Origin of the sequence: Streptomyces sp. sk2.1, assembly GCF_008120935.1 — a bacterium.
Classification (GTDB): Bacteria; Actinomycetota; Actinomycetes; order Streptomycetales; family Streptomycetaceae; genus Streptomyces.
Window position 1 is genome coordinate 344,594 of the sequence record NZ_RDBO01000055.1, and the last position, 23,186, is coordinate 367,779.

Consider the following 23,186-nt stretch of genomic DNA (forward strand, 5'->3'; position numbering starts at 1 on the left):
CGCCGCCGCCGAGGAAGAGGGTGCCCGGGATGTCCTTCAGCGTCGGGGCGTTCTCCAGGCGCTTGACCAGTTCGGAGGTGGGGGCGTTCCAGGAGACGGCGGTGTAGGCCTTCTTCACGGCCGACTCGTAGGACTGCGGGCCGGCGCCGTCGCCGCGCAGGGTGACGACGGTGTTGCCGTTGCGGTCGACGACGGCGACCGAGACGCGCTGGTTCTCCTTCTCCGCGGCGTCCAGCGTCGCCCGCGCCGCCTTCGTCGCGGCCTCGACCGTCAGGTGGGTGGAGCGCGTGAGGTTCTTGTTGGCGGCGTCGGCCTTGACGGCGGCGGCGGGCGCGGCGGCCGGGGCCGCGGCGTTGGCGGAGACGACTCCGAACGTGCCCGCGATGGCGGCGGCGGCGACGGTACCGGTCAGGACGCGGGTGCGCAGCGACAGCTTCTTCATGGTCAACGACTCCTCGGGTTCGGCCGGGGGCTCGGGAATCTCTGCGTTCCCGCTTCGAGATCCATCCTCCGGCCGGGCCCGCCCCGTACGGGTCGCCCCACGGGCTTCTGTCCCGGCCCCCGACGGACGACGCCCGGGTCAGCCGATCGGACGATGCCGGAGCCGTTCCCGCAGGTCACCGCGTGTCCGTGCCGGACGGGGCACCGGCGGCACGGACGGGCGCGAGGTGCGGGGTCCCGGGGAGGCCCGGGGCCTTTTGCGAGGTCCCGGGTCAGGCCGCCGGTTCGATGTTCTGGTTGGCGTGGAAGAAGTTGTGCGGATCATAGGTCCGCTTGACGGCCGCGAGGCGGTCGTAGTGGTCGCGGTAGGTGGCCCGTACCCGGTCCGGGGTCTCGCCCGCACCGATGAAGTTCACGTACGTGCCGCCCATGGAGTGCGGGTGCAGCGCCTCCCAGTAGTCCACGCACCACTGCCGGAGCCTTCCGGCGTTGTCCGGATCGGGGTCGATGCCCGCGATGATGCCGGACCAGACCGCGTCCCGGTAGGCCCAGGCCGTGTCGTCGGGGCCGGGCCGGTGGGCGGCGCCGTCGACCGGGTACAGGTGCATGGTCGACAGGTCGGTGGGGAGGCGCTCGGCGTACTCGGCGTGCACGTCGACGGCCCCGTCGGTGATCCGGTCGAAGAAGTTGCCGCGCCAGTACCACTGCAGGCCGGGGGGAAGCAGCCCGTCGAACATGGACTGCAGGGCGGGGTAGGGCATCGGCGCCGTGAAGCGGAAGGCGGGCGTCGCGGGGTCCTCGACGGGCTTGAGGGTGGTTTCCAGCAGCTCGGGGTCGCCCGTCCAGCACCACACGACGCCGCACATCCGCCGGCCGTGGATCTCCTCCGGGAACGGCGGCCCCGGCGGCACGGTGAGCGAGGCGAAGAAGCCGTTGAGGTCCTCGGTGGCCCGGGGCAGGAAGTCGCGGTACCAGCGCAGCACCTCGTGGATCCGGTCGGCCGGCCAGAGCGTGACGGCGACGCCCACGGTGTCCACCGGGTGCATCCGGAAGGTGAAGGAGGTGACGATGCCGAAGTTCCCGCCGCCGCCGCGCAGCGCCCAGAACAGGTCGGGGTGGGAGGTGTCGCTCGCCGTCACCGGGGTCCCGTCGGCCAGGACGACCTCCGCGGCCAGCAGGTTGTCGATCGTCAGGCCGTACCTGCGGGTGAGGTGGCCGTGGCCGCCGCCCAGGGTGAGGCCGCCGACGCCGGTGGTCGAGAGGATGCCGGACGGGGTGGCCAGGCCGAAGGCGTGGGCCGCGTGGTCGAGGTCGCCGAGCGTGCTGCCGCCGCCGACCGTGGCCGTGCGCGCCCCGGGGTCGATGTGCGCCCAGCGCATGGGCGAGAGGTCGATGGTGACGCCGTCGTCCACCAGGCAGAGGCCCGCCCCGCTGTGGCCGCCGCCGCGGACGGCGGCCACGAGGCCCTCGTCGCGGACGAAGTCGACCGCGGCCATGACGTCAGCGGTGTCGGCGCACCGGACCACCGCCGCGGGATGTCTGTCGATCATGGCGTTGTAGATCGTGCCGGCCGGGCGGTACTCCGGATCCTGCGGGCCGATGACGGGGCCGCGCAACGCGGTCCGCATCGCGTCCAGGGGGACGGGTGTGGTGCCGTTCATGGCCTGGCCACCCCTCGTGCGTCGAGTCGGGATGGCGGTCGCGCCCCGTACGGCGCCCGGCGGGGAGGCCGGGGCTCCGGTGCCCGGGAGCCGCGGACGGGGACGGCCGCCGTGGGCTGATGTCTCAAGCCTCCGCCCGGCCCCGCGGCCCTGCCAGCCCGCCGGGCCGGGCGGAGGGAGACATGCGCGCCCGGGGCGGCGGGCGGTGCGGGGCCGTCCCGGCCCGGCTCAGACGAGGAGCTTCGTCTTCGCGCGCTGGTACTCCTCGTCCGTGATGGCGCCCCGGTCCCTGAGGTCGGCGAGTTTCGCCAGGTCGTCGACGTGGCTGCCGTGTTTCGGGCCGTCCCCGCCCGAGGTGCCCGCCGCCTCCCGTACGTACGCCTTGAAGGCCGCGTCCCGGTCCTGGGCCTCCTTGATGTCCCGCCTGCTCATGGACTTGCCGCGCACGATCACGTACACCAGCACCCCGATGTACGGCAGCAGCAGCGTCAGGACCAGCCAGCCCGCCTTGCCCCAGCCGCCGAGGTCGTGGCTGCGGAAGATGTCCGTGATGACCTTGAAGAGCAGGAACAGCCACATGACCCAGAGGAAGAACCAGAGCATGGTCCAGAAGAGGTCGAGCAACGAGTAGTCGTCCACGGTTCGCTCCCGATCAGTGCGATGTCGCCGCGTCGGCCGGCCGGTCGATAAAAACAGTCATATCACCGCATATGGGTGCACGCGCGTCGTCCCGGAACGGGTCCGGGCGGGGGTCCGGGCCCGGATCGCCGGTGCGGTCCGTGCGTCGGATGCGGCCCGGGTGAAGCCCCGGGGAACCCGAGTGGTCATGAGTGCGCCGGGAATGGCGTACAGTTGTGTTCACCGACGCGGGGTGGAGCAGCTCGGTAGCTCGCTGGGCTCATAACCCAGAGGTCGCAGGTTCAAATCCTGTCCCCGCTACTGAAGAGTCAGGCCCGGCACGCATGCAGCGTGCCGGGCCTGACTCGTTTCGTTCTCCCGTTCCGATCCCCGTCCCCCCATCGGCCGATGAGCGGTCGCCGCGTCGTCGCGTTCCGGGGAGTCTGGGGGCGGGGCGCGGTTCCGTCCGCAGCCGCGGACGTACCGGGCAGGAGAGCAACGGGTGGTGTGGAAGCGGGAGCAGCGGCGCGGCGGGCACGCCGAGGGCGGCGTCGGCACCCGGCGGTTCGTACGGGCGATGCCCGCCCTGATGATCATCGGCGGGCTGGTGTTCGACGCCTTCACGCCGCCGACCTTCACCGCCATCCCGCTGTTCGTGGCGGCGCCGCTGATCGCCGCCCCGTTCTTCTCGCTGTCCAGCACCGTCCGCACCGGTATCGCCTCGATGCTGGCCGTCATCGCGCTGCGGCTGTCCAGCAGCACGCTGCCCGAAGTGGTGCCGCTGATCGAGCTGCTGACCCTGGCCACCGTCTCGGTCCTCGCGGTCGTGATCAACACGGTGGTGCGGCGCGGCAACGAGCAGCTGGCCTCCGCGCGGGTCATCGCGGAGACCGCCATGCGCGCGGTGCTGCCGAAGCCGTCCGAACGGATCGGCGGACTGCACGTGGCGGCGCGGTACGTGGCGGCGCAGGCGGACGAGTTCGTCGGCGGCGACCTGTTCGCCGTGACGGACACCCCGTACGGGGTGCGGCTGGTGGTCGGGGACGTGCGGGGCAAGGGCCTCGAAGCCGTGGGGACGGTGGCGGTGGTCATCGGGGCGTTCCGCGAGGCGGCCGAGCAGGAGCGCTCGCTGGAGGGCGTGGCGTGGCGGCTGGAGCGGGCGCTGGCGCGGGAGGAGGCGAGGCGGGGCGGGCTCGACGTGCTGGAGGGGTTCATCACCGCCGTGCTGGCCGAGATCCCGTCCGGGCTGTCCCGGGTGCGCGTCGTCAACCGCGGCCACCCCGAACCGATCCTGCTGCATCCCGACGGGGCGCTGGAGGTGCTGAGGCCCACCGAGCCCGCGCTGCCGCTCGGGATGGACCTGGGCGCGTGGCCGCAGCGGACGGACGAGTGGGACCTGCCGGCCGGGACGACCCTGCTCCTGTACACGGACGGCCTCTCCGAGGCGCGGAACGCCGAAGGGGTCTTCTACGACCCGGCGGACCGGCTGCGCGGGCGGATCTTCCCGGGGCCCGAGGAACTGCTGTCCGCGCTGACCGACGACGTGCGCCTGCACACGGGCGGCGAGACGACCGACGACATGGCGCTGCTCGCGGTCATGTGCCCGGCGGAGGGGCAGCCGGACCGGCGCAGGACCGTGCGGATCGTCGGCCTGGAGGAGGCGTGACGGGTGGGCGCGGGGACCGGGTTCCGTTCCTTCCGCTCGCGGTGCCACCGTGCGTGACCGAAGGGCGCCGCTCCGCATAACATTTGACGCAACGTCAGGAACAGGGTATTGGCCGACGTGCGGTCAACTCATACGATTTCATTGGGTTATGTCCCGTAAAGTCCAGGCCAAAGACGTGAACGATCAGTGGGAACAGCTTGGAATGCGGCCCCGGTGTCTATTAACGTTCGATAACGCAGCGCGGTCGTCCCAGCCGTCGCCAGTGGCGGCACCGTGCGCGAGCGCCGAATTCCGCAAGGGAACCGGGGAACCACCTATATGGGGTGAATCGGACGCCTGTGTCTCGTGAGAGGCAGAGGGGCCCGTAGGAGACCTTCCTGCTCCGAACCCGTCAGCTAACCCGGTAGGCGAGAAGGAAGGAAAGGAGTGCGCCCCCGTGGCGTCCAACAAGCCTGCCCCCGAGGCCCCGTCCCGGTTCACCCCCGACTACGGCTTCGGCGCCGACTTCCCCGCGCAGCGCGGTTCCGACACGGCGGCCACCGGGACGGTGACGACGGCGTACGGCAGCGACTACGGCACCGGCCATGGCGGCGACTTCACCACCGAGTTCAGCGGTGACCTCAACGACGGCTTCGGCGGCGACTTCCGCACCGAGGGCAACGGCGCCGAGCCCGCGCGCAGCCCGGAGGAGTGGAACCCCACCGAGGAGTCCGTCCGCCCCGTGCGCGGCCGGCACCGCGTCGCCAAGCAGCGCAGCGGACTCGCCCGCAGCTCCACGGTGCTGGGCGTCGGCGTCATCGCGGCGGTCGGCGCGGGCGGCATGGCCACCGCGCAGAGCAAGCCGCCGGTCTCCATCTCCGTCCCCGACTCCATCACGGAGAACCTCCCCGACGCCGCGTCACTTCCCGGCGTGGGCGCCCTGTTCTCCGACGACTCGGACAAGGACGAGCCCGAGGACGCCACCGCCTCCGCCCCGCTGACCTCCGCCGGCATCACCCTCGCCGAGGCCGAGCAGGGCAGGACGGACGCGGGCGAGGCGCTCCGCGTCCGCATCCTCCAGCAGGCCGAGCAGCAGCAGGACGCGGCCGCCGCCGAGGCCAAGGCCGCCGAGGAGAAGGCGGCCGCGGAGAAGGCCGCCGCCGAGGCGAAGAAGCAGCAGGACGAGGCCGAGGCCAAGGCCGCCGCCGAGAAGAAGAAGGCGGAGGAGGAGGCCAAGAGGAAGGCGGAGGCCGCGCGGCTCGCCAAGCTCGCCGCCAGCTACGCCGTCCCGACCTTCTCGTACACGATCACCTCGACCTTCGGGCAGGCCGGTTCGATGTGGTCCTCCGGCCACCACACCGGCCTCGACTTCGCCGCCCCGACCGGCACCCCGGTCAAGGCCGTGCACAGCGGCACGATCAAGTCGGCCGGTCTGGCCGGTTCGTACGGTTACCGCACGGTGCTGGAGCTGGAGGACGGTACGGAGATCTGGTACTGCCACCAGTCCTCGATCGGCGTCGGCGTCGGCCAGAAGGTCACCACCGGCGAGACCATCGGCCGGGTCGGCGCGACCGGCAACGTGACCGGACCGCACCTCCACCTGGAGGTCCACACCCCCGACGGCACGGGCATCGACCCGATGGCCTGGCTCCGCGGCAAGGGCCTCAACATCTGAGGCGAGCCGGTCCACCGGCCCATGAACCCCGGCAGTCCTGACGCTCCCCCCCGACGTCAGGGCTGCCGGTTCGTCGTGAGCGGTACGTCGGGATCACCGCGCGGAACGACCGCCACGGCCCGTGCCCGAAGGGGGCCGGGCACCCGGGACGGCGGTCCCGCCGGAACAACGGGCCCGAGGCTCGGACGGGCCCGCCGGAATAGCGGCCCCGTCGGAACCCGTTGATCCACTTATGACTTCTCTTCGCAATCTGGGCTCCTCCGGCCTCCAGGTCTTCCCGCTCGCGCTCGGTGGCAACGTCTTCGGCTGGACCGCCGACGAGGCGCAGTCGTTCGCCGTGCTGGACGCCTACGTCGCGGCCGGGGGCAACTTCATCGACACCGCCGACGTGTACTCGGCCTGGGTCCCGGGCAACGAGGGCGGTGAGTCCGAGACCGTCATCGGCAGGTGGCTCGCCGCGCGCGGCAACCGCTCCGACATCGTCGTCGCCACGAAGGGCGGCGCCCACCCCGAGCACAAGGGGCTCGCCGCCGCCACCATCAAGGCCGCCGCCGAGGAGTCGCTGCGCCGGCTCGGCACCGACCACATCGACCTCTACTACACGCACTTCGACGACGAGACCGTGCCGGTCGAGGAGATCATCACCGCCCTGGACCAGCTGGTGAAGGAGGGCAAGGTCCGGGAGATCGCCGCCTCCAACATCAGCGCCGAGCGGCTGAGGGCGTCCCTGGACTTCTCGGAGCGCGAGGGGCTGGCGCGCTACGTCGCCCTCCAGCCGCACTACAACCTGGTCTCCCGCGACACCTACGAGGGCGAGCTCCAGGACACGGCCGCCCGCGCCGGGCTCGCCGCCGTGCCGTACTACGCCCTGGCCTCCGGCTTCCTCACCGGCAAGTACCGTCCGGGCGCCGTGGTGGACAGCGCGCGGGCGCAGAGCGCCGGCCAGTACCTGGAGTCGGAGCGGGGGCAGAAGGTCCTGGCCGCGCTGGACAGGGTCGCCCAGGAGCACGACGCGCAGATCGCGACCGTCGCGCTGGCCTGGCTCGCGTCCCGGCCGACCGTCGCCGCGCCGATCGCCTCGGCCCGTACGGTCGAGCAGCTGCCCGCGCTGGTGGCCGTCGCGGACCTCGCGCTGACCGAGCAGGACCTGGCCGAACTCACCGGGGCGTCCGCCTGACGCACGGCCCCGGCCGTCCGGGGCACGGCCCCCGATCGCCCCGTTCACGGCTGTCCGTCCGCGCCGTCGACGGGGCGAACGGTCCGCCGCGGTGCTACCGCGGGGGCAGGTAGGGGTTGTGGCCCGGACCGGGGCCGGGGTGGTGGCCGCCGTACCGGGCGTGTGCGGGGAACGGTCCGGCGTACGGGGGCGGCGCCGGGTGGTGGGGGCGCAGCCGGCCCGTGGCCTGCGCCGCGTACGTGAGGGCGGGCACGGCCACCTCCCTGCGCTGCCAGAGGTGGTGCAACAACTCCAGCTCCCGGGCCGCGAAGTCCGGCTCGGCCGCCCCGCGCCGGGCCCGCAGCCGCAGCGACGCCAGCGACGTGGCGAAGGACTCGTACTCGGCGACGGCACGGGCGGCCGCCTTGCCGTGGGCCGTGGCCCGCGCCAGGTCCCCGGTCGTCGGGGCGGGAGCGGCGACCGGCCCGTGGCCCGGCCACCCCGTCCCGTACGGGGCCGGTCCCCGCGCCGCGATGGCGTGCCGGCGGCGGGCCTCGTCACGGGCCAGGCCGCGGGCCCGCATCGAGGAGAGGGCGAGCGGCTCCGCCGGGGTCAGCCAGCCGGCCGCCGCGTAGGCGGGCAGTTCGGCGCAGAGCGTGCGCAGCTCGCGTTGGCGCGACCAGATCGCCAGCCAGGTCACCAGACCGAAGACCGGGACCATGAACAGCCCGTACACGGCGTAGAAGCCGTACGGGCCGAAGGTCGCCGACCCGTTCCACAGCGCGTGCATGCCCATGGCGAGGACGAGGCCCAGCAGCGGCAGCACGACCCGGCGGACGCGCCGGCGCCGGGCGGTCGCCGCGGCGATCCCGAAGCCGATACCGGTCAGCACCGTGAAGAGCGGGTGCGCGAACGGTGACATCACCACCCGTACGAAGAACGTCGCGGCCGTCACCGACACGGCGCCGGCGATGCCCGCCTGCTGGTCCTCGCCGAAGGCGTTGCCCAGGTAGAGGATGTTCTCGGTGAAGGCGAAGCCGCTCGCGGTGAACCCGGCGGTCACGACGCCGTCGACGATCCCGTTGAAGTCGCGTCTCCGGAACAGGAAGACCAGCAGTATCGCGGCGGCCTTGGCGCTCTCCTCGACGACCGGCGCTATGACCGTGGCACCGAGGGTGTCGGCGTCCGCCGGGTCGGCGGTGGCCGTGGCTATCCAGCGGGTCGCGAACGAGTTCGCGAGGATCGCGACCAGGGCGGCGGCGAACGCGCCCCAGGCGAAGGCGAACAGCAGGTTCCGCCAGGGGGCCGGCTCGACCCGGTCCAGCCAGCGGAACGCCGTCATCAGCAGCGGCACGGGCAGCACGGCGAGCCCCAGCCCGACGAGGAACCCCTCGGTGCCCGTCTGGTCGCGGACCAGGGCCAGGATCGCCAGCCCGCAGAGCGCGAGCACCGTGAACACGGCCGTGACGCGGAACGCCCGGCTGCGCCACACCATGCCGACGCGGCGCGGCCGGTAGCGCCAGTGCCCGCGCCCGGGAACGGCAGCGAGGATCTCACCGACCCGCTTCTCCTCGAGGAGCGGTACGGCCGGCTGCGACTGCCGCTGCTGGACAGACCCGTCGAACACCACCCGACGACCCTAACGAGCAGCACCGACACCTGGCCATGGGGCGAGGACGCGGGCACGGGCGCGGGCGCGGGCCCGGCGACGGGCGGGACCCGGCCCGCGGGCTCGGCGAACAGGGCCCGGCGGCGGGCCGGGCAGCGTGATCCGGCGGGCCCGGCAGGGTGATCCGGCGGGCCGGGCTCAGCTGCGGGCGAAGAGCAGGTCGTGCACGACGTGGCCCTTGTCCAGCCCCTGCCCCTCGAACCGGGTCAGCGGCCGGTACGCGGGCCGGGGCGCGTAGCCGCCGTCCGCCCGGGTGTTCTCGTACCGGGGGTGCGCGGTCAGCACGTCCAGCATCTGCTCGGCGTACGGCTCCCAGTCGGTCGCGCAGTGGATCACGGCCCCCGGCTTCAGCCGCTGCGCCGCCAGGTCCAGGAACTCGGGCTGGATCAGCCGCCGCTTGTGGTGGCGCTTCTTGGGCCACGGGTCGGGGAAGTACACCCGCAGCCCGTCCAGCGACTCCGGTTCGAGCATCTCGCGCAGCAGGATGATCGCGTCGCCGTTGGCCACCCGGATGTTGGACAGGCCGTTGCGGTCCGCGAGGCCGAGGAGGTTGCCCTGGCCCGGGGTGTGCACGTCGACGGCGAGAATGCCCGTGCCCGGGTCGTCGGCGGCCATCTGCGCGGTGGCCTCGCCCATCCCGAAGCCGATCTCCAGCACCACCGGGAGCCCGTCGAACAGCTCGGGCAGGTCCAGGACGCGCCGCCCGTCGATGTCCAGGCCCCACTTGGGCCAGAGCCTCAGCAGGGCGTCCTCCTGGCCGGGCGTGACCCGGCTGCGGCGGGGCTGGAAGCTGCGGATCCGGCGTTCGTGGTGCGAACCGGCCGGATCGACGGCGGGTCCGCCGGGGAAGCGCGGTTCCTGGCGCAGCCTGCGCTGCCGCTCGAGGGCGGCGGCACGCAGTTCGTCCGGAATCCCGGCGGCGGGGCCGGGCTCCGGGGAACCGGCGTCGGGCACGGCGGAACCGGCGTCGGGACTCGCGGCACGGCTCGCGGAAGGGCTCGCCGGAAGGTCCGCGGCGGTGCTCCCGGCCGGGCTCTCGGAGGGGTTCATGGGCTCAGACACAATGCCCTGATTCTACGGCGGGCGGCCTCCATCCCGTTTCCCGTGCCCTCAGCAGCGCCCTGCGCGCCACTTCCCGCCCGATGGGCAGCGAGGCGGTCGCGGCGGGCGACGGGGCGTTCAGCACATGGACGGTGTGCGGGGCCTCGCGGATCAGGAAGTCGTCCACCAGGGTGCCGTCGCGCAGCACGGCCTGGGCCCGGACCCCGGCCGGGGAGGGGCGCAGATCGTCCTCCGTCACCTCGGGCAGCAGCCGCCGCACGGCCTCGGTGAACGCGTGCTTCGACAGCGAACGCCGCACCTCGCCCGCCCCGTACCGCCAGTGTCTGCGGGCGATCTGCCAGGTGCCGGGCCAGGCCAGGGTGTCCGCCAGCTCGCGCGGGCGCACGACGGGCCAGCCGTACCCCTCGCGGGCCAGCGCCGGGACCGCGTTCGGTCCGACGTGGACGCCGCCGTCGTGGCCCCGGGTCAGGTGGACCCCGAGGAACGGGAACGCCGGATCGGGCACCGGGTAGACCAGGCCGCGCACCAGCTCCGGCCGCGCCAGCTCGTAGTACTCCCCCCGGAAGGGCACGATCCGCACCCCCGGGTCGTCGCCCGCGAGCCGGGCCACCCGGTCGCAGTGCAGCCCCGCGCAGTTCACCAGCACCCGGGCGCGCACCACCACGCCGTCCGCCGTGCGCACCGCCGCGCCCCAGGGGCGCCGGTCGATCGCGGTGACCTCCGCCCCGTACCGGACGACTCCGCCGGCCCCGCTCACCTCGGCGGCGAACCGGGCGGCGACCGCGCCGAAGTCGCACACCCCGGTCGTCCCGACCCGGATCGCGGCGAGGCCGCTCACATGGGGTTCGTGCTCGGCGATCTGGACGGGGCCCAGCTCGCGCACCGGCAGCCCGTGCTGCCTGCCGCGCTGGACCAGGGCGTGCAGCCGGGGCAGCTCGGACCGGTCGGTGGCGACGATGAGCTTGCCGGTCACCGCGTGCTCGATGCCGTGCTCGGCGCAGAAGTCGACCATCTCGGCGGCGCCCCGCACCGCGTAGCGGGCCTTGAGCGAGCCGGGGCGGTAGTAGATGCCGCTGTGGATCACCCCGCTGTTGCGCCCGGTCTGGTGACGGGCGGGGCCCCACTCCTTCTCCAGCACCGTCACCCGGGTGCCCGGAGCGGCGCGCGTGATCGCGTACGCCGTCGACAGGCCGACGATCCCGCCGCCGATCACCAGCACGTCGCAGTCGTACGCCGCGTGCGTCATCATCACGCCACCTCCCACCCCGATAGTGCACTGACCCACTGACAACGTGCTCAAACCCGATGGGGCCGCCGGGCTGTCGGCCGGGCGTGCGAAGGGGCGGGCCGGCAGGACGGCCCGCCCCTCCCGCGCGGGTGCTCGTACGTGCTGTTCGCGCGGGTTACGCGGGTGCCACCAGGAGCGGCCGGGCCCGCTCGCGCAGCTCGGCGACGCGCGGCTCGTGCCCGTACGGTTCGAGCCGGTGCAGCAGGTCCCGTACGTACTCCGTGGTCCGCGCCGAGGAGATCCGGCCCGCCACCTCCACCGCCCGGGTGCCCGCCGCACAGGCCGCGTCCAGGTTCCCCGACTCCAGCTCGGCCACCGCCGACACCACGAGCCGCAGCCCGTGCGAGCGAACGAACTCCTCGGTGGGCCGGGACAGCGCCTGCTCGGTGAAGCGCCGCACCTGCCGGGGCGCCTTCAGGTCGAGGTGGCACTCCGCGGCGTCGGCCGCGAACCGGTCGTACGAGTAGAAGCCCAGCCAGGACGGATCGCCGTCGCCGTCCCTGGAGCGCTCCAGCCAGCTCTCGGCCGCCTTCAGCGCGGAGCCCGCGGCGGCGGCGTCGTTCGCCTTGGCGTGGGCGCGCGCCTCCACCAGGCGGAAGAAACTCATGGTGCGGGCCGTGGCGAGCCCCCGGTTGCGCTCGACGGCGGCCTGGGCGAGGTCGACCCCCTCGTCGGCGAAGCCGCGGTAGGTCGCCTGCAACGACATCGACGCGAGGACGTAGCCGCCGAGGGGCACGTCGGCCGCGGCCCGGGCGAGCCGCAGGGCCTGGATGTAGTAGCGCTGCGCGGCCTCCTGCTGGCCGGTGTCGAAGGCCATCCACCCGGCGAGCCTGGTCAGTTCGGCCGCCGCGCCGAAGAGCGCGCGGCCCACCTCGTCGGTGTACGAACCGAGCAGCAGGGGCGCGGCGTCGACCCGTAAGCACTCGGGGACCATCGAGGAGCGCCAGTCGCCGCCGCCGTACTTGGAGTCCCAGCGGCGCGCGTCCTGGGCCGCCTCGCGCAGCTTGGACACGTCGCTGTGGCCCACCCGCAGCGGGGAGACGTCGCCGGTGACGATCCCGGCGGACGCCGGGGCGGCGGTGCCGGGCACGGGCGGGGCGGCGGTGCCGGGCGCCGTGTCCGGGCGCGGCTGGGCGGGGATGGCCGGAGCCTGCCGGGTCCCCAGCGCTCCGAGCGTGCCGAGCGCCGCCTGGGCCGCCTGTGCGTTCAGCGTCGCGTGCGTCCCGGGTCTCGGCTGCACACCGGACGCGGGCGACGTCCCGGGGGACCGGGTGCCGGAGGGCGGCGCCTCGGGGTTCCGGGCGCCCGGAGGGCGGGTGCCGGTCGTCGCGGCGGTGCCCGGCGCCGGTTCGGCGTCCTTCGCCGTCCTCCCCCGCGGACCCTGCGCCCCTGCCCCCGTGCGTGCGCCCCGTGCGCCCTGGGCGGCCGTCGTGGCCGCCGCCGCGTCGCGTTCCACCGTCGCGTCGGCGGGACATATCAGCCAGCGGGACGCGGGCGTCGCGTACGCGCTCACCGAGAACGAGCCCGCGAGCGACTGCCAGATGCCGCCGCTGCCCGCCCGCCGTCCGGCCAGATCCAGCCGGTACAGCTCGGTGGCCGAACGGACCGCCTCGGCCACGTCGCGCGGGAAGGCCAGCCCGACCTCGGGCGCCGGGTCGGCGTCCGCGAGCCCGATCTCGTGCAGCGGGACCGGCCGGCCGAGCTTGGCGCCGATCGCCGCCGCGATGAGATGGGGCGCGGCGCCCTGCGGCACCATGCCCTTGGAGACCCACCGGGCCACCGAGGTCTTGTCGTACCGAAGTGTCAGACCGCGCTGCGCCCCGAGGTCGTTGACCCGCCGGGCGAGCCCGGCGTTGCTGATTCCCGCGAGGGCGAGAACGGTTCCGAGCTTCTCGTTCGGTCCTCGTTGCTCCCTGGACATGCGCCACCCCTCGACACACAGACAGCCGCCGCGACACCGTTGCGGCGCGCGGCATTCGTACCGTGTCCTCCCCAGCGACGCCCCCCGGCACTCCAGTCGCACACGCATCTGGCCGAGCCCCGAGGAATATGCCTCCAGCAGAGAACCTTCAGTAAACCCAGCGTAGTTCGCCGCATCCCTACCGTTAAGGGGCAGACGTCCGTATGGCGGGATTGTTGTCCGTCGGGTCCGGAGGGACCGGCGGCGCCGCTCCGGGCGTCCCGGCCGACGGCCCGGGAAGGAGCGGAGGCGGGTCCGGCGGAGGGGTGGGAGAGGGCGGAGGGGTGGGAGAGGGGGGCCACGACCGCGGGCTTCGGCTGGTGCCGGGCCTCGGGCTTCGGCTGGTCGTCGCCGGCCATGGCCCAGACCAGCCCGGCCGCGGCGGCCACGACGACCGCCGCCACGATGCCGGCCTTCGCCGGCGCGCCGAGCCCCTCCGAGGCGGCGGCACCACCGGCCGCGCCCCCGGTGGAACCTCCCCCGGTCGCCGCCGCGGCGGCACCCGCACCGGCGGCACCCACCGCGCCCCCGGCGACGATCCCGGCGGCCTTGAGCGTGTAACCGGCGGCGAACCAACCGATGACCGCGACCGGCAGCAGCGCGGGAATCCCGGCGTTGACATGGGCGAGCTCGCCTGCGGCGAGCCGGCACTTCACGCACTCGTCCAGATGCCCCCGCAGCCCGCGCTCGGCCCGCATGCGCAGTCCGCCCCGGGCATACGCGCCGAGCCGGTCGGCATAGCGCGCACAGTCGCCGCCCGCGGTGAGCGCCTGGCTCACGTGCGCCTGGAGGTAGGCCTGCTTGAGGCCCTCGCGGGCCCGGCTGGCCAGCACCGCCGTGGCGTTGGCGGTCAGCCCGAAGAGCGGTGCGATCTCGCTGGGCGACTCCTCCTCGACGGTGGTGTGCCACAGTACGGCCTGCCAGCGCTCCGGAAGACTGCGGAACGCCTGCATCGCCATCGACTGCTCGGCCTCGTGCATCGCCCGCACGTCGGCGCCGAGGTCGAGCGTGTCCGTGTCCGAAATCTGGGAGGACTGGGCGGCCTGCGCGGCGAACACCGCGAAGTCGTCGACCAGGTGCTCCCGCTTCGCGGTCTTGGTCCAGGCCGCCCCGACATGCCTGACGGCCGTCATGAGGTAGGCCCGCACGGCTTCCTCGGGCCCCTTGCCCCGCCGTACCGCCTGCAGTGTGCGGGCGAAGACCTCGGCCGTCAGGTCGTCGGCCGTGTGGGCGTCCCGGCAGCAGCTTCGCGCGTAGCGTCGCACCGCGTCCGAGTGCCGCCGGAACAGCTCCTCGTACGCGAGGTCGTCGCCGCCCCGCATCCGCCGGATCAGATCGGCGTCGGACGGGGCCCCGCCGGAGGTGTCGGCGCTGCCGCCCTCCCGCTGCATCGGCACGGACGCCTCGGCCGCCGCGTCACCGCCGGACTCGACCGGCGCCGGCCACGGACCCGGCAGCACGGTGCCGCCCTCGGCGTCACCGCCCGACCGTCCCGGTCCGCCCTGGCTCGGTACCTGCCGGGAGGGCCGTCCACCGGCTTCCGCGACACCGCCTATGGCGGAGACGTCGTCGAACGACTCTTCCTGCTGCCCGTCACCGCTCATCGCGGTAGCCCCCGTATGCGCTGTCGGACCCGAACATCGGGCAAGCGTGCCACATGGCGCAATCACGCCGAACCCTCAGTCCCCGCAACCACTCATCCGGGGCGTTTTTTCGAATGCGGGTACCGACGGCCATCCGTTCGGGGAATACTCGGCGGTCGCTTTCCCGTGCGAGCGGGCCGCGAACGGCACGCGACAGTTCCCTGCGGGCCCCATCGGCACGAGGGTTCCCGAGGTGCTTCGGCCTGGCTCCCACGAGCCGGAACGAGCCGGAACGGGGTTGTGCCGCAGTCCCGTTGAGACATGGGCGACACATTTCGGCGGCGGGCGGCCGCATTCAATGCAGAACGAAAGGCGCGATCCCCGGGAAATGGGCGCGATGCACCCGAAAGAGGGGCTGGTCGATGGAGAGGGTGACAGCGGACCGTTGACCGAGACCCCATCAAATCGGGCCACATCAACCTTTCGCCTGAACGCCGTGCGCCCATGGCGTCCGTCATGCTCACAAGGTTCGCCCACCGCCTGCACAGTGCCCTCACGCGTCACCCCGAACGCGGCCGCGCACATCAGGCTTTTCGGGCCTCTCGAACCCCTTGGGCCCCTCGGGCTCCTCGAACCTCCCGGCCCCTCGGGCCTCTCCGCGGCCCTTTGGATCTCTTCGGGCCCCGTGCGGCCGGGGGCGGACCCCGGCCGCACGGACGGCCCCCGGGTGGCGTGCCCGGCGACGCGTCGCCGGGCACGCCACCCGTCAGTACTCCGGACTCCAGAGCCTCGGTACGCCGACACCCCGACAACCCGGTGTCCCGGTACGGCCCGGTGTCCCAGTGCTCCGGTCATCCACGCGCACCGCTCCGTCCGAGCGGTCGTGCTCCGCTCAGGCGGCCGGCCGGGAACGCAGCCCCTCCAGCAGGATGTCCAGCAGCCGGCTCGAAGCCGCTGCCTGCTGGGCCGCGTCCGGCAGCGAAGGCGCTGCCGTCGCTATGACCAGCAGGACGTCCGCGACCGTCACGTCACGGCGCAGCTCACCGGCGGCCCGGGCCCGGTCCACCAGTCGGCCGACGACCTCCAGCAGTTCCCCGGCCCCCGAGTCGTCGTCCTCGAATCCGGCCTCCGGGACGGAACGCCCCTCGGCGGGACGGGCCTCGGACTGGCCGTCGGCCTGACGCTGCTGAGGAACCCGGGCCTCGTCCAGTCCGTCGACCGGACCCGGTACGGCCGTCGACTCCCCGGCCTGCGCCGCGTCGTCGGAATCGACATCGACCCCGACCCGCAGGACCTGGGGCGGCAGCAGCCGCCCCGCGCCCGAGGCCACGGACGTCCGCAGGAAGCGCGACAGCGCCGACCACGGCTCGTCCTCCTGGCCGAGCGCACTGCGCGCCTGATCCGTCAGCCGGGAGGTCTCCTCCTCCGCTATCCGCCGGACCAGCACGTCCTTGCTCGGGAAGCGGCGGTACACCGTGCCGACCCCGACCCTGGCGCGACGTGCCACGTCCTCCATCGGAGCCCCGTACCCCAGCTCGCCGAACACCTCGCGGGCGGCTCGCAGGACATGCTCCAGATTGCGCTGCGCGTCCACCCGGAGCGGAGCCGAGCGGCCGTGCGCCGCAGCCGTTCCGTTCACCCCGACCGTGGTGGTCGTACCGGCCGGGGCGGCTGTCGCCACCGCGACCGCTCCCACCGCGCCGTTTCGTCCGTTCCCTTCGGACGAATGGGGCGTAACCGCAGCATTCTGCCAATGAGAATCCTGAATCTTCATAACTGTTCCCCCGGTTATGACGTCTCCCCCCGGAGACTTCCCGCCGTCTGAGCCGGAGAGTGGATCATGGTCTCGACCCGACACCCCGGCGACATACGAACATAGTTGAGCCCGGGTCAATTCAGAAGGGGGTAGTTCCGCATGGAGCGCCCCCCGATCGGAGCAAGGACCGGTTGGTCACTGATTCACCCCCGGTCCGACACCCCCACCGCAACCCCTGACCTGCGCAGCTTCCGTACATCACCGGTGCCGGGCCACAGCCGCCCGGGGAGAACCTCCGGTCACACAATTTGTCGAGGCTGTGGACAAACCCATGAGCACGTTGCGTCATGGGGTGGTGATGGCTTCAGAATCCGGGGGAACACCCCCAGGAACCCCGCCGGGTGCGCGCATCCTCGTCATCGGCGGCGGCTACGTCGGGATGTACACGGCGCTGCGTCTCCAGCGGAAGCTGAAGCAGCGGATCAGAAGCGGTGCGGCCGAGATCGTGGTCGTCACCCCCGAGCCCTACATGACGTACCAGCCGTTCCTGCCCGAGGCGGCGGCGGGCTCGATCTCGCCGCGCCACGTCGTCGTACCGCTCCGCCGCGTCCTGGCGGACTGCCGCATCGTGATCGGCGAGGCGCAGCGCGTCGACCACGCCGCGCGCACCGCGACCGTCACCACCCTCGCCACCGCGGAGGACGGCACCGGCGCCGTGGAGATCCCGTACGACGAACTCGTCCTGGCCCCCGGCTCCGTCTCGCGCACCCTCCCGGTCCCCGGCCTGGCCGACCACGGCATCGGCTTCAAGACCATCGAGGAGGCCATCGGGCTGCGCAACCACGTCATCGAGCAGATGGACATCGCCTCGTCCACCCGCGACCCGGCCGTCCGCGACGCCGCCCTCACCTTCGTCGTCGTCGGCGGCGGCTACGCCGGCGTCGAGGCCCTCGCCGAGCTGGAGGACATGGCCCGCTACGCCTCGCGGTACTACCACAACATCAAGGCCGAGGACCTGAAGTGGATCCTCGTCGAGGCGTCCGGCCGCATCCTCCCCGAGGTCGGCGACGAGATGGGCGTCTACGCGATCCGCGAGCTGCGCGGCCGCAACATCGACGTACGCCTCGACACCCGGCTGGTGACCTGCGAGGACCGGATCGCCGTGCTGAGCGACGGCTCCCGCTTCCCGACCCGCACCCTCGTGTGGACGGCGGGCGTCAGACCCGCACCGGTCCTCGCCGCCACCGACCTGCCCCTCGACGGGCGCGGCAGGCTCAGGTGCACGGCGGAACTCGCCGTCGAGGGCGTCGAGCACGCCTGGGCCGCCGGGGACGCCGCGGCCGTCCCCGACCTGACCGCCGCGGAACCGGGCCGGGAGACCGCCCCCAACGCCCAGCACGCGGTGCGCCAGGCCAAGGTCCTCGCCGAGAACGTCCTCGCGTCGCTGGCCGGCGAACCCCTCAAGGAATACCGGCACGCCTACGTGGGCTCCGTCGCCTCGCTCGGCCTCCACAAGGGCGTCGCCCACGTCTACGGCCGCAAGCTCAAGGGCTACCCGGCCTGGCTGATGCACCGCACGTACCACCTCAGCCGCGTCCCGACGTTCAACCGGAAGGCCCGCGTCCTCGCCGAGTGGACGCTCGCCGGGCTCTTCAAGCGCGAGATCGTCTCCCTCGGCTCGCTGGAACACCCGCGCGCGGAGTTCGAGCTCGCCGCCGGCGGCAGACGCCCCGGGCCGAACGGACCGCCGAACGGGGACGGCCCGCCGGGACGCGGCGGCCCGCCGGGCCCCGACGACCCCCGGGGCCCCGACGACCTGCGGAGGAACGGCGGCTGACGGCCCGTCGAACCGATCGGCCACCCGCCCGGGACGGACCGTGCCGACAACTGTCAGTACGGTCCGTCACACTGGACGTGTGACCATAGGTGGGCCCACATCTGCACAGAGTGACCCGGCCGGCAGTGACCGACAGTGAGCAGCCCGCGCGAGCGGACCAGACCGACACACGAGGCCAGAAATTCCGTGAACTTCACGCGCTGGAGCGCCCGCCTACCCGGAACGCAGCGCCGTGCCGCCGCACGGGACGAGCGCAGTTCCGTGCCCTCGGCCCGTGCCGAGTACGCACAGCCCGAGACCGGGCCGCGCCCGCCGGACGGCGACCCGCGCAGCGACACGCACGACGGACCGGGCCCCGATTCGCACGGCGACCCGCGCGGTGAGCCTCCCGCGGGCGGCCCCGCCCTGGAGGACCTCTCCGCCCGGGACCTCCTCGGCCGGCTGCCCGCCCCGGTGGCCCTGCTCCACGGCCCCGACCACCGCATCGCGTACGTCAACGACGCCTACACCGCCGCCTTCGGCCCCCGCCCGGTCGGCGCCACCGCGGCCGAGGCCATGCCCGAGCTCGACGAGCTCAGCCTGCTGCCGCTGATGGACCAGGTCCTGCGCAGCGGCACCCCCCGCACGGTCAAGTCCCGCAAGGTCCGCAACGGCAACTCGTACACCGTGACCTGCACCCCGGTGCACGGGGACGGGGAGCACGGCGCCGACGGCACCGACGGCAAGCAGAACAGGCCCTCCAGGAATGGCAGGAGCGGCAGGAACGACAAGGGCGGCAGGAACAGGGGCGGCGAAGGCGGAGTGCTCGTGTACGCCGCCGACGTCACCGACCACGCCGAAGCGGCCGAACGGCTCCGCGCGAGCGAGCGCCGGCACCGCGAGACGGCCGTCACCCTCCAGCGCTCCCTGCTCCCGCAGGAACTGGAACAGCCCGACGACCTCCGCATCGCCGCGACCTACCAGCCCGGCGGCACGGACGCCGCGGTCGGCGGCGACTGGTACGACGTCATCACCCTCGGCGCCGGCCGCACCGCCCTGGTCATCGGGGACGTGATGGGCCGCGGGGTGCGCGCCGCCGCCGTCATGGGCCAGCTCCGCACGGCCGTGCGCGCCTACGCCCGGCTCGACCTCCCGCCGCACGAGGTGCTCCAGCTGCTCGACGGCCTGGCCGCCGAGATCGACGCCAGCCAGATCGCCACCTGCGCCTACGCGGTCCACGACCCGAACGAGGGCCACCTCGTCTACGCCTCCGCCGGCCACCTCCCGATCCTGGTCTGCGACGAGGACGGCACGGTCCACCGCGCCGAGGACCCGACGGGACCGCCGCTCGGCACCGGCGGCTGGATCCACACCTCGGGCACGATCGCGCTGCCGCCCGGTTCCACCGCGGTCCTCTACACGGACGGCCTGGTGGAGCGGCGCAGCGAGGACATCGACGAGGGCGTCGCCGCGCTGGGGCGCGCCCTGTCCGGCGCCAAGGGTTCCCCGCAGGTGGTCTGCGACCGGCTGATCCGCTCCCTCGGCGTGACCGCGGAGCACGACGACGACGTGGCCGTACTGGTGGTCCAGCACCCCGCCCGCGAGGGGGCGGACGCGGAGCTGTTCCACAACGCCTCGCTCGACCTCCTCGGCGGCATCGAGGCCGCCCCGCGCGCCCGCGCCTTCGCAACCGGGGTCCTGACGTCCTGGCGCTTCCCGGTCGAGCTCTGCGACCTGGGTGTCCTGGCCGCCGGCGAGCTCGTCGCGAACTCCCTCAAGCACGGCACCCCGCCGATGCGCCTGGGCCTGCGCCGCACCGACCGCCGTCTGATCATCGAGGTCACCGACGGGGACGACCACCTGCCGCGCCGACGCCGCGCCGACCCGGCGGACGAGGCGGGCCGCGGCATCTCCATCGTCGCGACGATCGCCACGTCCTGGGGCAGCCGCCGCACACCGGGCGGCGGCAAGTCGGTCTGGTGCGAATTCGCCCTGCCGCAGTGACCACCGCCGCCGCCGTGGCTCCGGCGGCGGCACATCGGAGGGCGAACAGGGGCCCTGCCGGAAGCAGGACCCCTGTTCGCCCTCGATGTCGTTCTTTTCCCGTACCCGCCCCGTTCCCGCTCCCGCCGTCTCAGCGGGCGGCGGCGCCGGTGGAGGCAGCGGGCACCGGTTCGGCGTCCGGCAGCGACACGGCCACCACCCGGGACGGCGTCGTCGCGATCGACGGCTGGTCCTGCACGGGGGTGAGCCGTCGGCCGAGCCGCAGCGCCAGCACCGTGATGCCCAGCGAGAACAGCACGAACGTCACGATGTACGGACCGTGCAGCGTCGCCCCCATCGGACCGCCCACGGCCGGGCCGACCGCCAGCGCGAGCTGCTTGCACAGGGCGAACGCGGAGTTGTACTGCCCGACCATCGACTCCGGCGCCAGATCGGCGACCAGCGGCGCCACGGTCGGCGACAGCATCGCCTCACCGAGCCCGAACAGCGCGTACGTGGAGATCATCGCGGCCGTCGCCATCGTCTGGCTGCCGTGCCCGAGACCCGCGTACCCCGCCACGATCCAGGCGAACGCCCAGATCAGGCCGACCGCGGCGATGACCCGGCTGCGCCTGCGGCGCTCCACGAGCCGCAGCACGACGAACTGCGCCACGACGATGACGGCGGTGTTGGCGGCCAGGGCGATGCCGAGCGTCGAGGGCTGGATGCCGGCGGCCTCGGTGCCGTACGCCGCGAGCCCGGACTCGAACTGGCCGTAGCAGGCGAAGAACAGCACGAAGCCCAGCACGCACAGCTGGACCATGGCCCGGTGCGAGAGCAGCGCCCGCAGCCCGCCCGGGGCCTTGGACCCGTCGGTGGGCCGGGCGTCCGGGAAGGACGGCGCCCGCGACAGCCGGATCGTGGCGGCGACGACGCCGAGCACGACGAACATCACGGCCTCGATGAGGAACAGCAGGGTGAAGGTCTCCGGCCGGTTCGTGTCGACGATCTGCCCGCCGACGAGCCCGCCGACGCCCAGCCCGAGGTTCTGCAGGAAGAACTGCATGGCGAAGGCGCGGGTACGGGTGGCGGTGCTGGAGCACCACACGAGCATGGTGGCGAGGGCCGGCTGCATGACCGCGGTGCCCGCGCCGAGAACGGCGGCGGACAGCACGGAGGCGGTCACGTTCGACGACAGGCCGAGTGCGACGGCGCCCAGGGAGGCGACGGCCGAGGCGACGACGAGCACGGGCAGCGGCCCGCGCCGGTCGATGACACGCCCGGTGAACGGCAATACGGCGAGCGCTGCCATGGCGAAGACCGCCAGCACGACTCCCGCCGTGCCGGCTCCCAGATCCCTCACCTGCGCCACGTAGACGTACAGATACGGGACGGTGAAGCCCAGCCCGAACGCGCTCAGCGCGCTCCCCAGCTGGATCCGCCGCAGTGCTGCCCCCATCTCCCTGGTCACACTCACCTACCTCAGGTCTCGAAACGGTCCGTCGAGCCATCCGAACGACTCGAACCCGAAGACTTTAGCACTAAAGTTAGAGCCTCAACAATTCAAACCGAAGGACTTCGAAGGTGTTGGAGGGCGTGCCATACTGCCCGCCATGTCTGACACCACCGAGCAGCCCGGCCCGCAGGAGCCGAGCCTCGACGAGCAGATCGCCGCCTACCAGCGCGAGTTCCGCGACCTGGACCCCCAGGTCGAGCAGGTCGTCTCGGCCCTGGGCCGGCTGAACCGCCGGATGAACGTGGCGTACGGGCGCCAGCTCGCCGCCCTCGGCATCAGCAACGCCGAGTGGGAGGTCCTCAAGACCCTGGTCCTCTCCGGTTCCCCTTATCGCCTGGGACCGGGGGAGCTCGCCAAGCGCCTCGGGCTCACCCCCGCGGCGATGACCCACCGCATCGACCGCATGGCGGGCGAGGGTCTGGTCACCCGCGACCGGGACGAGAACAACCGGGTGCGCGTGATCGTCGAGCTGACCGACGAGGGGCGCACGAAGTGGCTGGAGGCGATGCGCATGGCCACCGACTTCGAGGAGGACCTGCTCCAGGACCTCACGGGCGACGAGCGCGGAGTCCTCGGCGACATGCTCACCCGCCTCCTGCGCCGGGTGGAGCACGCCCAGCCGGACGCCGGCGGCCGCCTCACCGACCTGGACTGACCACGGGCCGGGGCCCGCCCCCGGCCCGGCCCGAACCGGTGCCCGGCACCTGAGAAAAGGGCTTGACCTGGCGGGTTGACACACTCTTCATCGGTCCGTAAGGTACTTCGAGTTGTCACGGGGCCGGAACGGTTCTGCGACAGCCGATCCCGCCGCGAACGCGGCAACCAAAACTCAGCACGATCTCCCGCTCGGGGCAATTTCGGCATGCCGAAATTCATTTCGAGGACTCGATTATGAGTCGCCGGGAAAATCCGCTAGAGTTTTGGACGTCGGAACGGCCCAACGGCCGGGAAGACGAATCCCGCTGACTGGGAATCAGGCCCGAAAGGATCTGATAGAGTCGGAACCGCCGGAAAGGGAAAACGCGGAAGCGGAGGACCTGGAAGGCGAATCCCGCTGACCGGGAATCGGGTCCGYAAGGATCTGATAGAGTCGGAAACGCAAGACCGGAGGGAAAAGCCCGGAGGAAAGCCCGAGAGGGTGAGTACAAAGGAAGCGTCCGTTCCTTGAGAACTCAACAGCGTGCCAAAAGTCAACGCCAGATATGTTGATACCCCGGCCTGCTACGGCAGGTTGGTGGTTCCTTTGAAAGTCCTGCGGGATCCTTCGGGTTCCGGCAGGCAATTGCACAGCGAGGACGCTGTGGACGGCCGGTCCTATTCCGACTGGTTGTCCCGCTCTCGTGTCGTGTTGTCCCGA

15 protein-coding genes, 1 tRNA gene, 1 pseudogene and 1 riboswitch are annotated in these 23,186 nt (G+C 73.0%); of the genes and pseudogenes, 7 read left to right on the forward strand and 10 right to left on the reverse strand.

What is annotated here, in order from left to right:
* The 3 genes from EAO76_RS18850 to EAO76_RS18860 all read right to left on the reverse strand — a co-directional run.
* The coding region (locus EAO76_RS18850; RefSeq protein ID WP_148837404.1) for a heme-binding protein at window positions 1-442 on the reverse strand (442 nt) is incomplete at its 3' end.
* A gap of 271 nt (window positions 443-713) precedes the next feature.
* Complete coding sequence (locus EAO76_RS18855) at window positions 714-2,102, reverse strand: FAD-binding oxidoreductase (RefSeq protein ID WP_148837086.1); 1,389 nt, start codon at window positions 2,100-2,102, stop codon at window positions 714-716.
* A gap of 228 nt (window positions 2,103-2,330) precedes the next feature.
* Window positions 2,331-2,741, reverse strand: coding sequence for an SHOCT domain-containing protein (locus EAO76_RS18860; protein ID WP_148837087.1), 411 nt, complete (start codon window positions 2,739-2,741; stop codon window positions 2,331-2,333).
* Window positions 2,742-2,967: 226 nt separating this feature from the next.
* On the opposite strand from EAO76_RS18860, the gene EAO76_RS18865 reads away from it, so the two are divergent.
* The 4 genes from EAO76_RS18865 (at window position 2,968) to EAO76_RS18880 (ending at window position 7,217) form a co-directional block, all read left to right on the forward strand.
* A tRNA-Met gene (locus EAO76_RS18865) sits at window positions 2,968-3,041 on the forward strand.
* 184 nt (window positions 3,042-3,225) lie between these two features.
* Entirely contained in the window at window positions 3,226-4,386 is a 1,161-nt protein-coding gene (locus EAO76_RS18870; protein ID WP_148837405.1) for a PP2C family protein-serine/threonine phosphatase, read from the forward strand.
* Between the two features lie 272 nt (window positions 4,387-4,658).
* Window positions 4,659-4,811, forward strand: a riboswitch (cyclic di-AMP (ydaO/yuaA leader).
* A gap of 11 nt (window positions 4,812-4,822) precedes the next feature.
* Window positions 4,823-6,040, forward strand: a complete 1,218-nt coding sequence (locus EAO76_RS18875) for a M23 family metallopeptidase (RefSeq protein WP_148837088.1) — start codon at window positions 4,823-4,825, stop codon at window positions 6,038-6,040.
* Window positions 6,041-6,272: 232 nt separating this feature from the next.
* The gene (locus EAO76_RS18880; RefSeq protein ID WP_148837089.1) at window positions 6,273-7,217 is read left to right on the forward strand and encodes an aldo/keto reductase; all 945 of its coding nucleotides are present in this window, start codon (window positions 6,273-6,275) and stop codon (window positions 7,215-7,217) included.
* Between the two features lie 94 nt (window positions 7,218-7,311).
* Here EAO76_RS18880 and EAO76_RS18885 read toward each other — a convergent pair whose 3' ends face one another.
* The 6 genes and pseudogenes from EAO76_RS18885 to EAO76_RS18910 form a co-directional block, all read right to left on the reverse strand.
* The gene (locus EAO76_RS18885) at window positions 7,312-8,823 is read right to left on the reverse strand and encodes a PrsW family intramembrane metalloprotease (protein ID WP_148837406.1); all 1,512 of its coding nucleotides are present in this window, start codon (window positions 8,821-8,823) and stop codon (window positions 7,312-7,314) included.
* 180 nt (window positions 8,824-9,003) lie between these two features.
* Window positions 9,004-9,915 carry a tRNA (guanosine(46)-N7)-methyltransferase TrmB gene (gene trmB, locus EAO76_RS18890; protein WP_148837407.1) on the reverse strand — a complete coding sequence of 304 codons (912 nt, stop codon included), beginning with the start codon at window positions 9,913-9,915 and terminating at the stop codon, window positions 9,004-9,006.
* A 4-nt stretch (window positions 9,916-9,919) separates the two neighbouring features.
* Window positions 9,920-11,176, reverse strand: a complete 1,257-nt coding sequence (gene lhgO, locus EAO76_RS18895) for an L-2-hydroxyglutarate oxidase (RefSeq protein ID WP_148837090.1) — start codon at window positions 11,174-11,176, stop codon at window positions 9,920-9,922.
* Between the two features lie 154 nt (window positions 11,177-11,330).
* Window positions 11,331-13,136, reverse strand: a complete 1,806-nt coding sequence (locus EAO76_RS46345; RefSeq protein ID WP_148837091.1) for a sporulation protein — start codon at window positions 13,134-13,136, stop codon at window positions 11,331-11,333.
* A gap of 187 nt (window positions 13,137-13,323) precedes the next feature.
* A pseudogene (locus EAO76_RS18905) lies at window positions 13,324-14,779 on the reverse strand (sigma-70 family RNA polymerase sigma factor); the annotation flags it as partial.
* 871 nt (window positions 14,780-15,650) lie between these two features.
* Window positions 15,651-16,532 carry a TetR/AcrR family transcriptional regulator gene (locus EAO76_RS18910; RefSeq protein ID WP_148837092.1) on the reverse strand — a complete coding sequence of 294 codons (882 nt, stop codon included), beginning with the start codon at window positions 16,530-16,532 and terminating at the stop codon, window positions 15,651-15,653.
* 340 nt (window positions 16,533-16,872) lie between these two features.
* Here EAO76_RS18910 and EAO76_RS18915 point away from each other — a divergent pair, with 340 nt between their 5' ends.
* Window positions 16,873-18,351 carry an NAD(P)/FAD-dependent oxidoreductase gene (locus EAO76_RS18915; protein WP_148837093.1) on the forward strand — a complete coding sequence of 493 codons (1,479 nt, stop codon included), beginning with the start codon at window positions 16,873-16,875 and terminating at the stop codon, window positions 18,349-18,351.
* 186 nt (window positions 18,352-18,537) lie between these two features.
* Window positions 18,538-20,334 (forward strand): SpoIIE family protein phosphatase, encoded by a 1,797-nt coding sequence (locus EAO76_RS18920; protein ID WP_148837094.1) that lies wholly within the window; start codon window positions 18,538-18,540, stop codon window positions 20,332-20,334.
* A 130-nt stretch (window positions 20,335-20,464) separates the two neighbouring features.
* Here EAO76_RS18920 and EAO76_RS18925 read toward each other — a convergent pair whose 3' ends face one another.
* Complete coding sequence (locus EAO76_RS18925; RefSeq protein ID WP_148837408.1) at window positions 20,465-21,772, reverse strand: MFS transporter; 1,308 nt, start codon at window positions 21,770-21,772, stop codon at window positions 20,465-20,467.
* Between the two features lie 154 nt (window positions 21,773-21,926).
* On the opposite strand from EAO76_RS18925, the gene EAO76_RS18930 reads away from it, so the two are divergent.
* Window positions 21,927-22,484 (forward strand): MarR family winged helix-turn-helix transcriptional regulator, encoded by a 558-nt coding sequence (locus EAO76_RS18930; protein ID WP_148837095.1) that lies wholly within the window; start codon window positions 21,927-21,929, stop codon window positions 22,482-22,484.
* Window positions 22,485-23,186: the final 702 nt, after the last annotated feature.

Excerpts from the sequence above, each read along its gene's own strand:
- EAO76_RS46345 (WP_148837091.1), bottom strand. The coding sequence starts at position 13,136 with ATGTCCAGGGAGCAACGAGGACCGAACGAGAAGCTCGGAACCGTTCTC.
- EAO76_RS18925 (WP_148837408.1), bottom strand. The coding sequence starts at position 21,772 with ATGGGGGCAGCACTGCGGCGGATCCAGCTGGGGAGCGCGCTGAGCGCG.
- EAO76_RS18915 (WP_148837093.1), top strand. The coding sequence starts at position 16,873 with ATGGCTTCAGAATCCGGGGGAACACCCCCAGGAACCCCGCCGGGTGCG.
- EAO76_RS18880 (WP_148837089.1), top strand. The coding sequence starts at position 6,273 with ATGACTTCTCTTCGCAATCTGGGCTCCTCCGGCCTCCAGGTCTTCCCG.
- EAO76_RS18910 (WP_148837092.1), bottom strand. The coding sequence starts at position 16,532 with ATGAAGATTCAGGATTCTCATTGGCAGAATGCTGCGGTTACGCCCCAT.
- lhgO (WP_148837090.1), bottom strand. The coding sequence starts at position 11,176 with ATGATGACGCACGCGGCGTACGACTGCGACGTGCTGGTGATCGGCGGC.
- EAO76_RS18930 (WP_148837095.1), top strand. The coding sequence starts at position 21,927 with ATGTCTGACACCACCGAGCAGCCCGGCCCGCAGGAGCCGAGCCTCGAC.
- EAO76_RS18855 (WP_148837086.1), bottom strand. The coding sequence starts at position 2,102 with ATGAACGGCACCACACCCGTCCCCCTGGACGCGATGCGGACCGCGTTG.
- trmB (WP_148837407.1), bottom strand. The coding sequence starts at position 9,915 with ATGAACCCCTCCGAGAGCCCGGCCGGGAGCACCGCCGCGGACCTTCCG.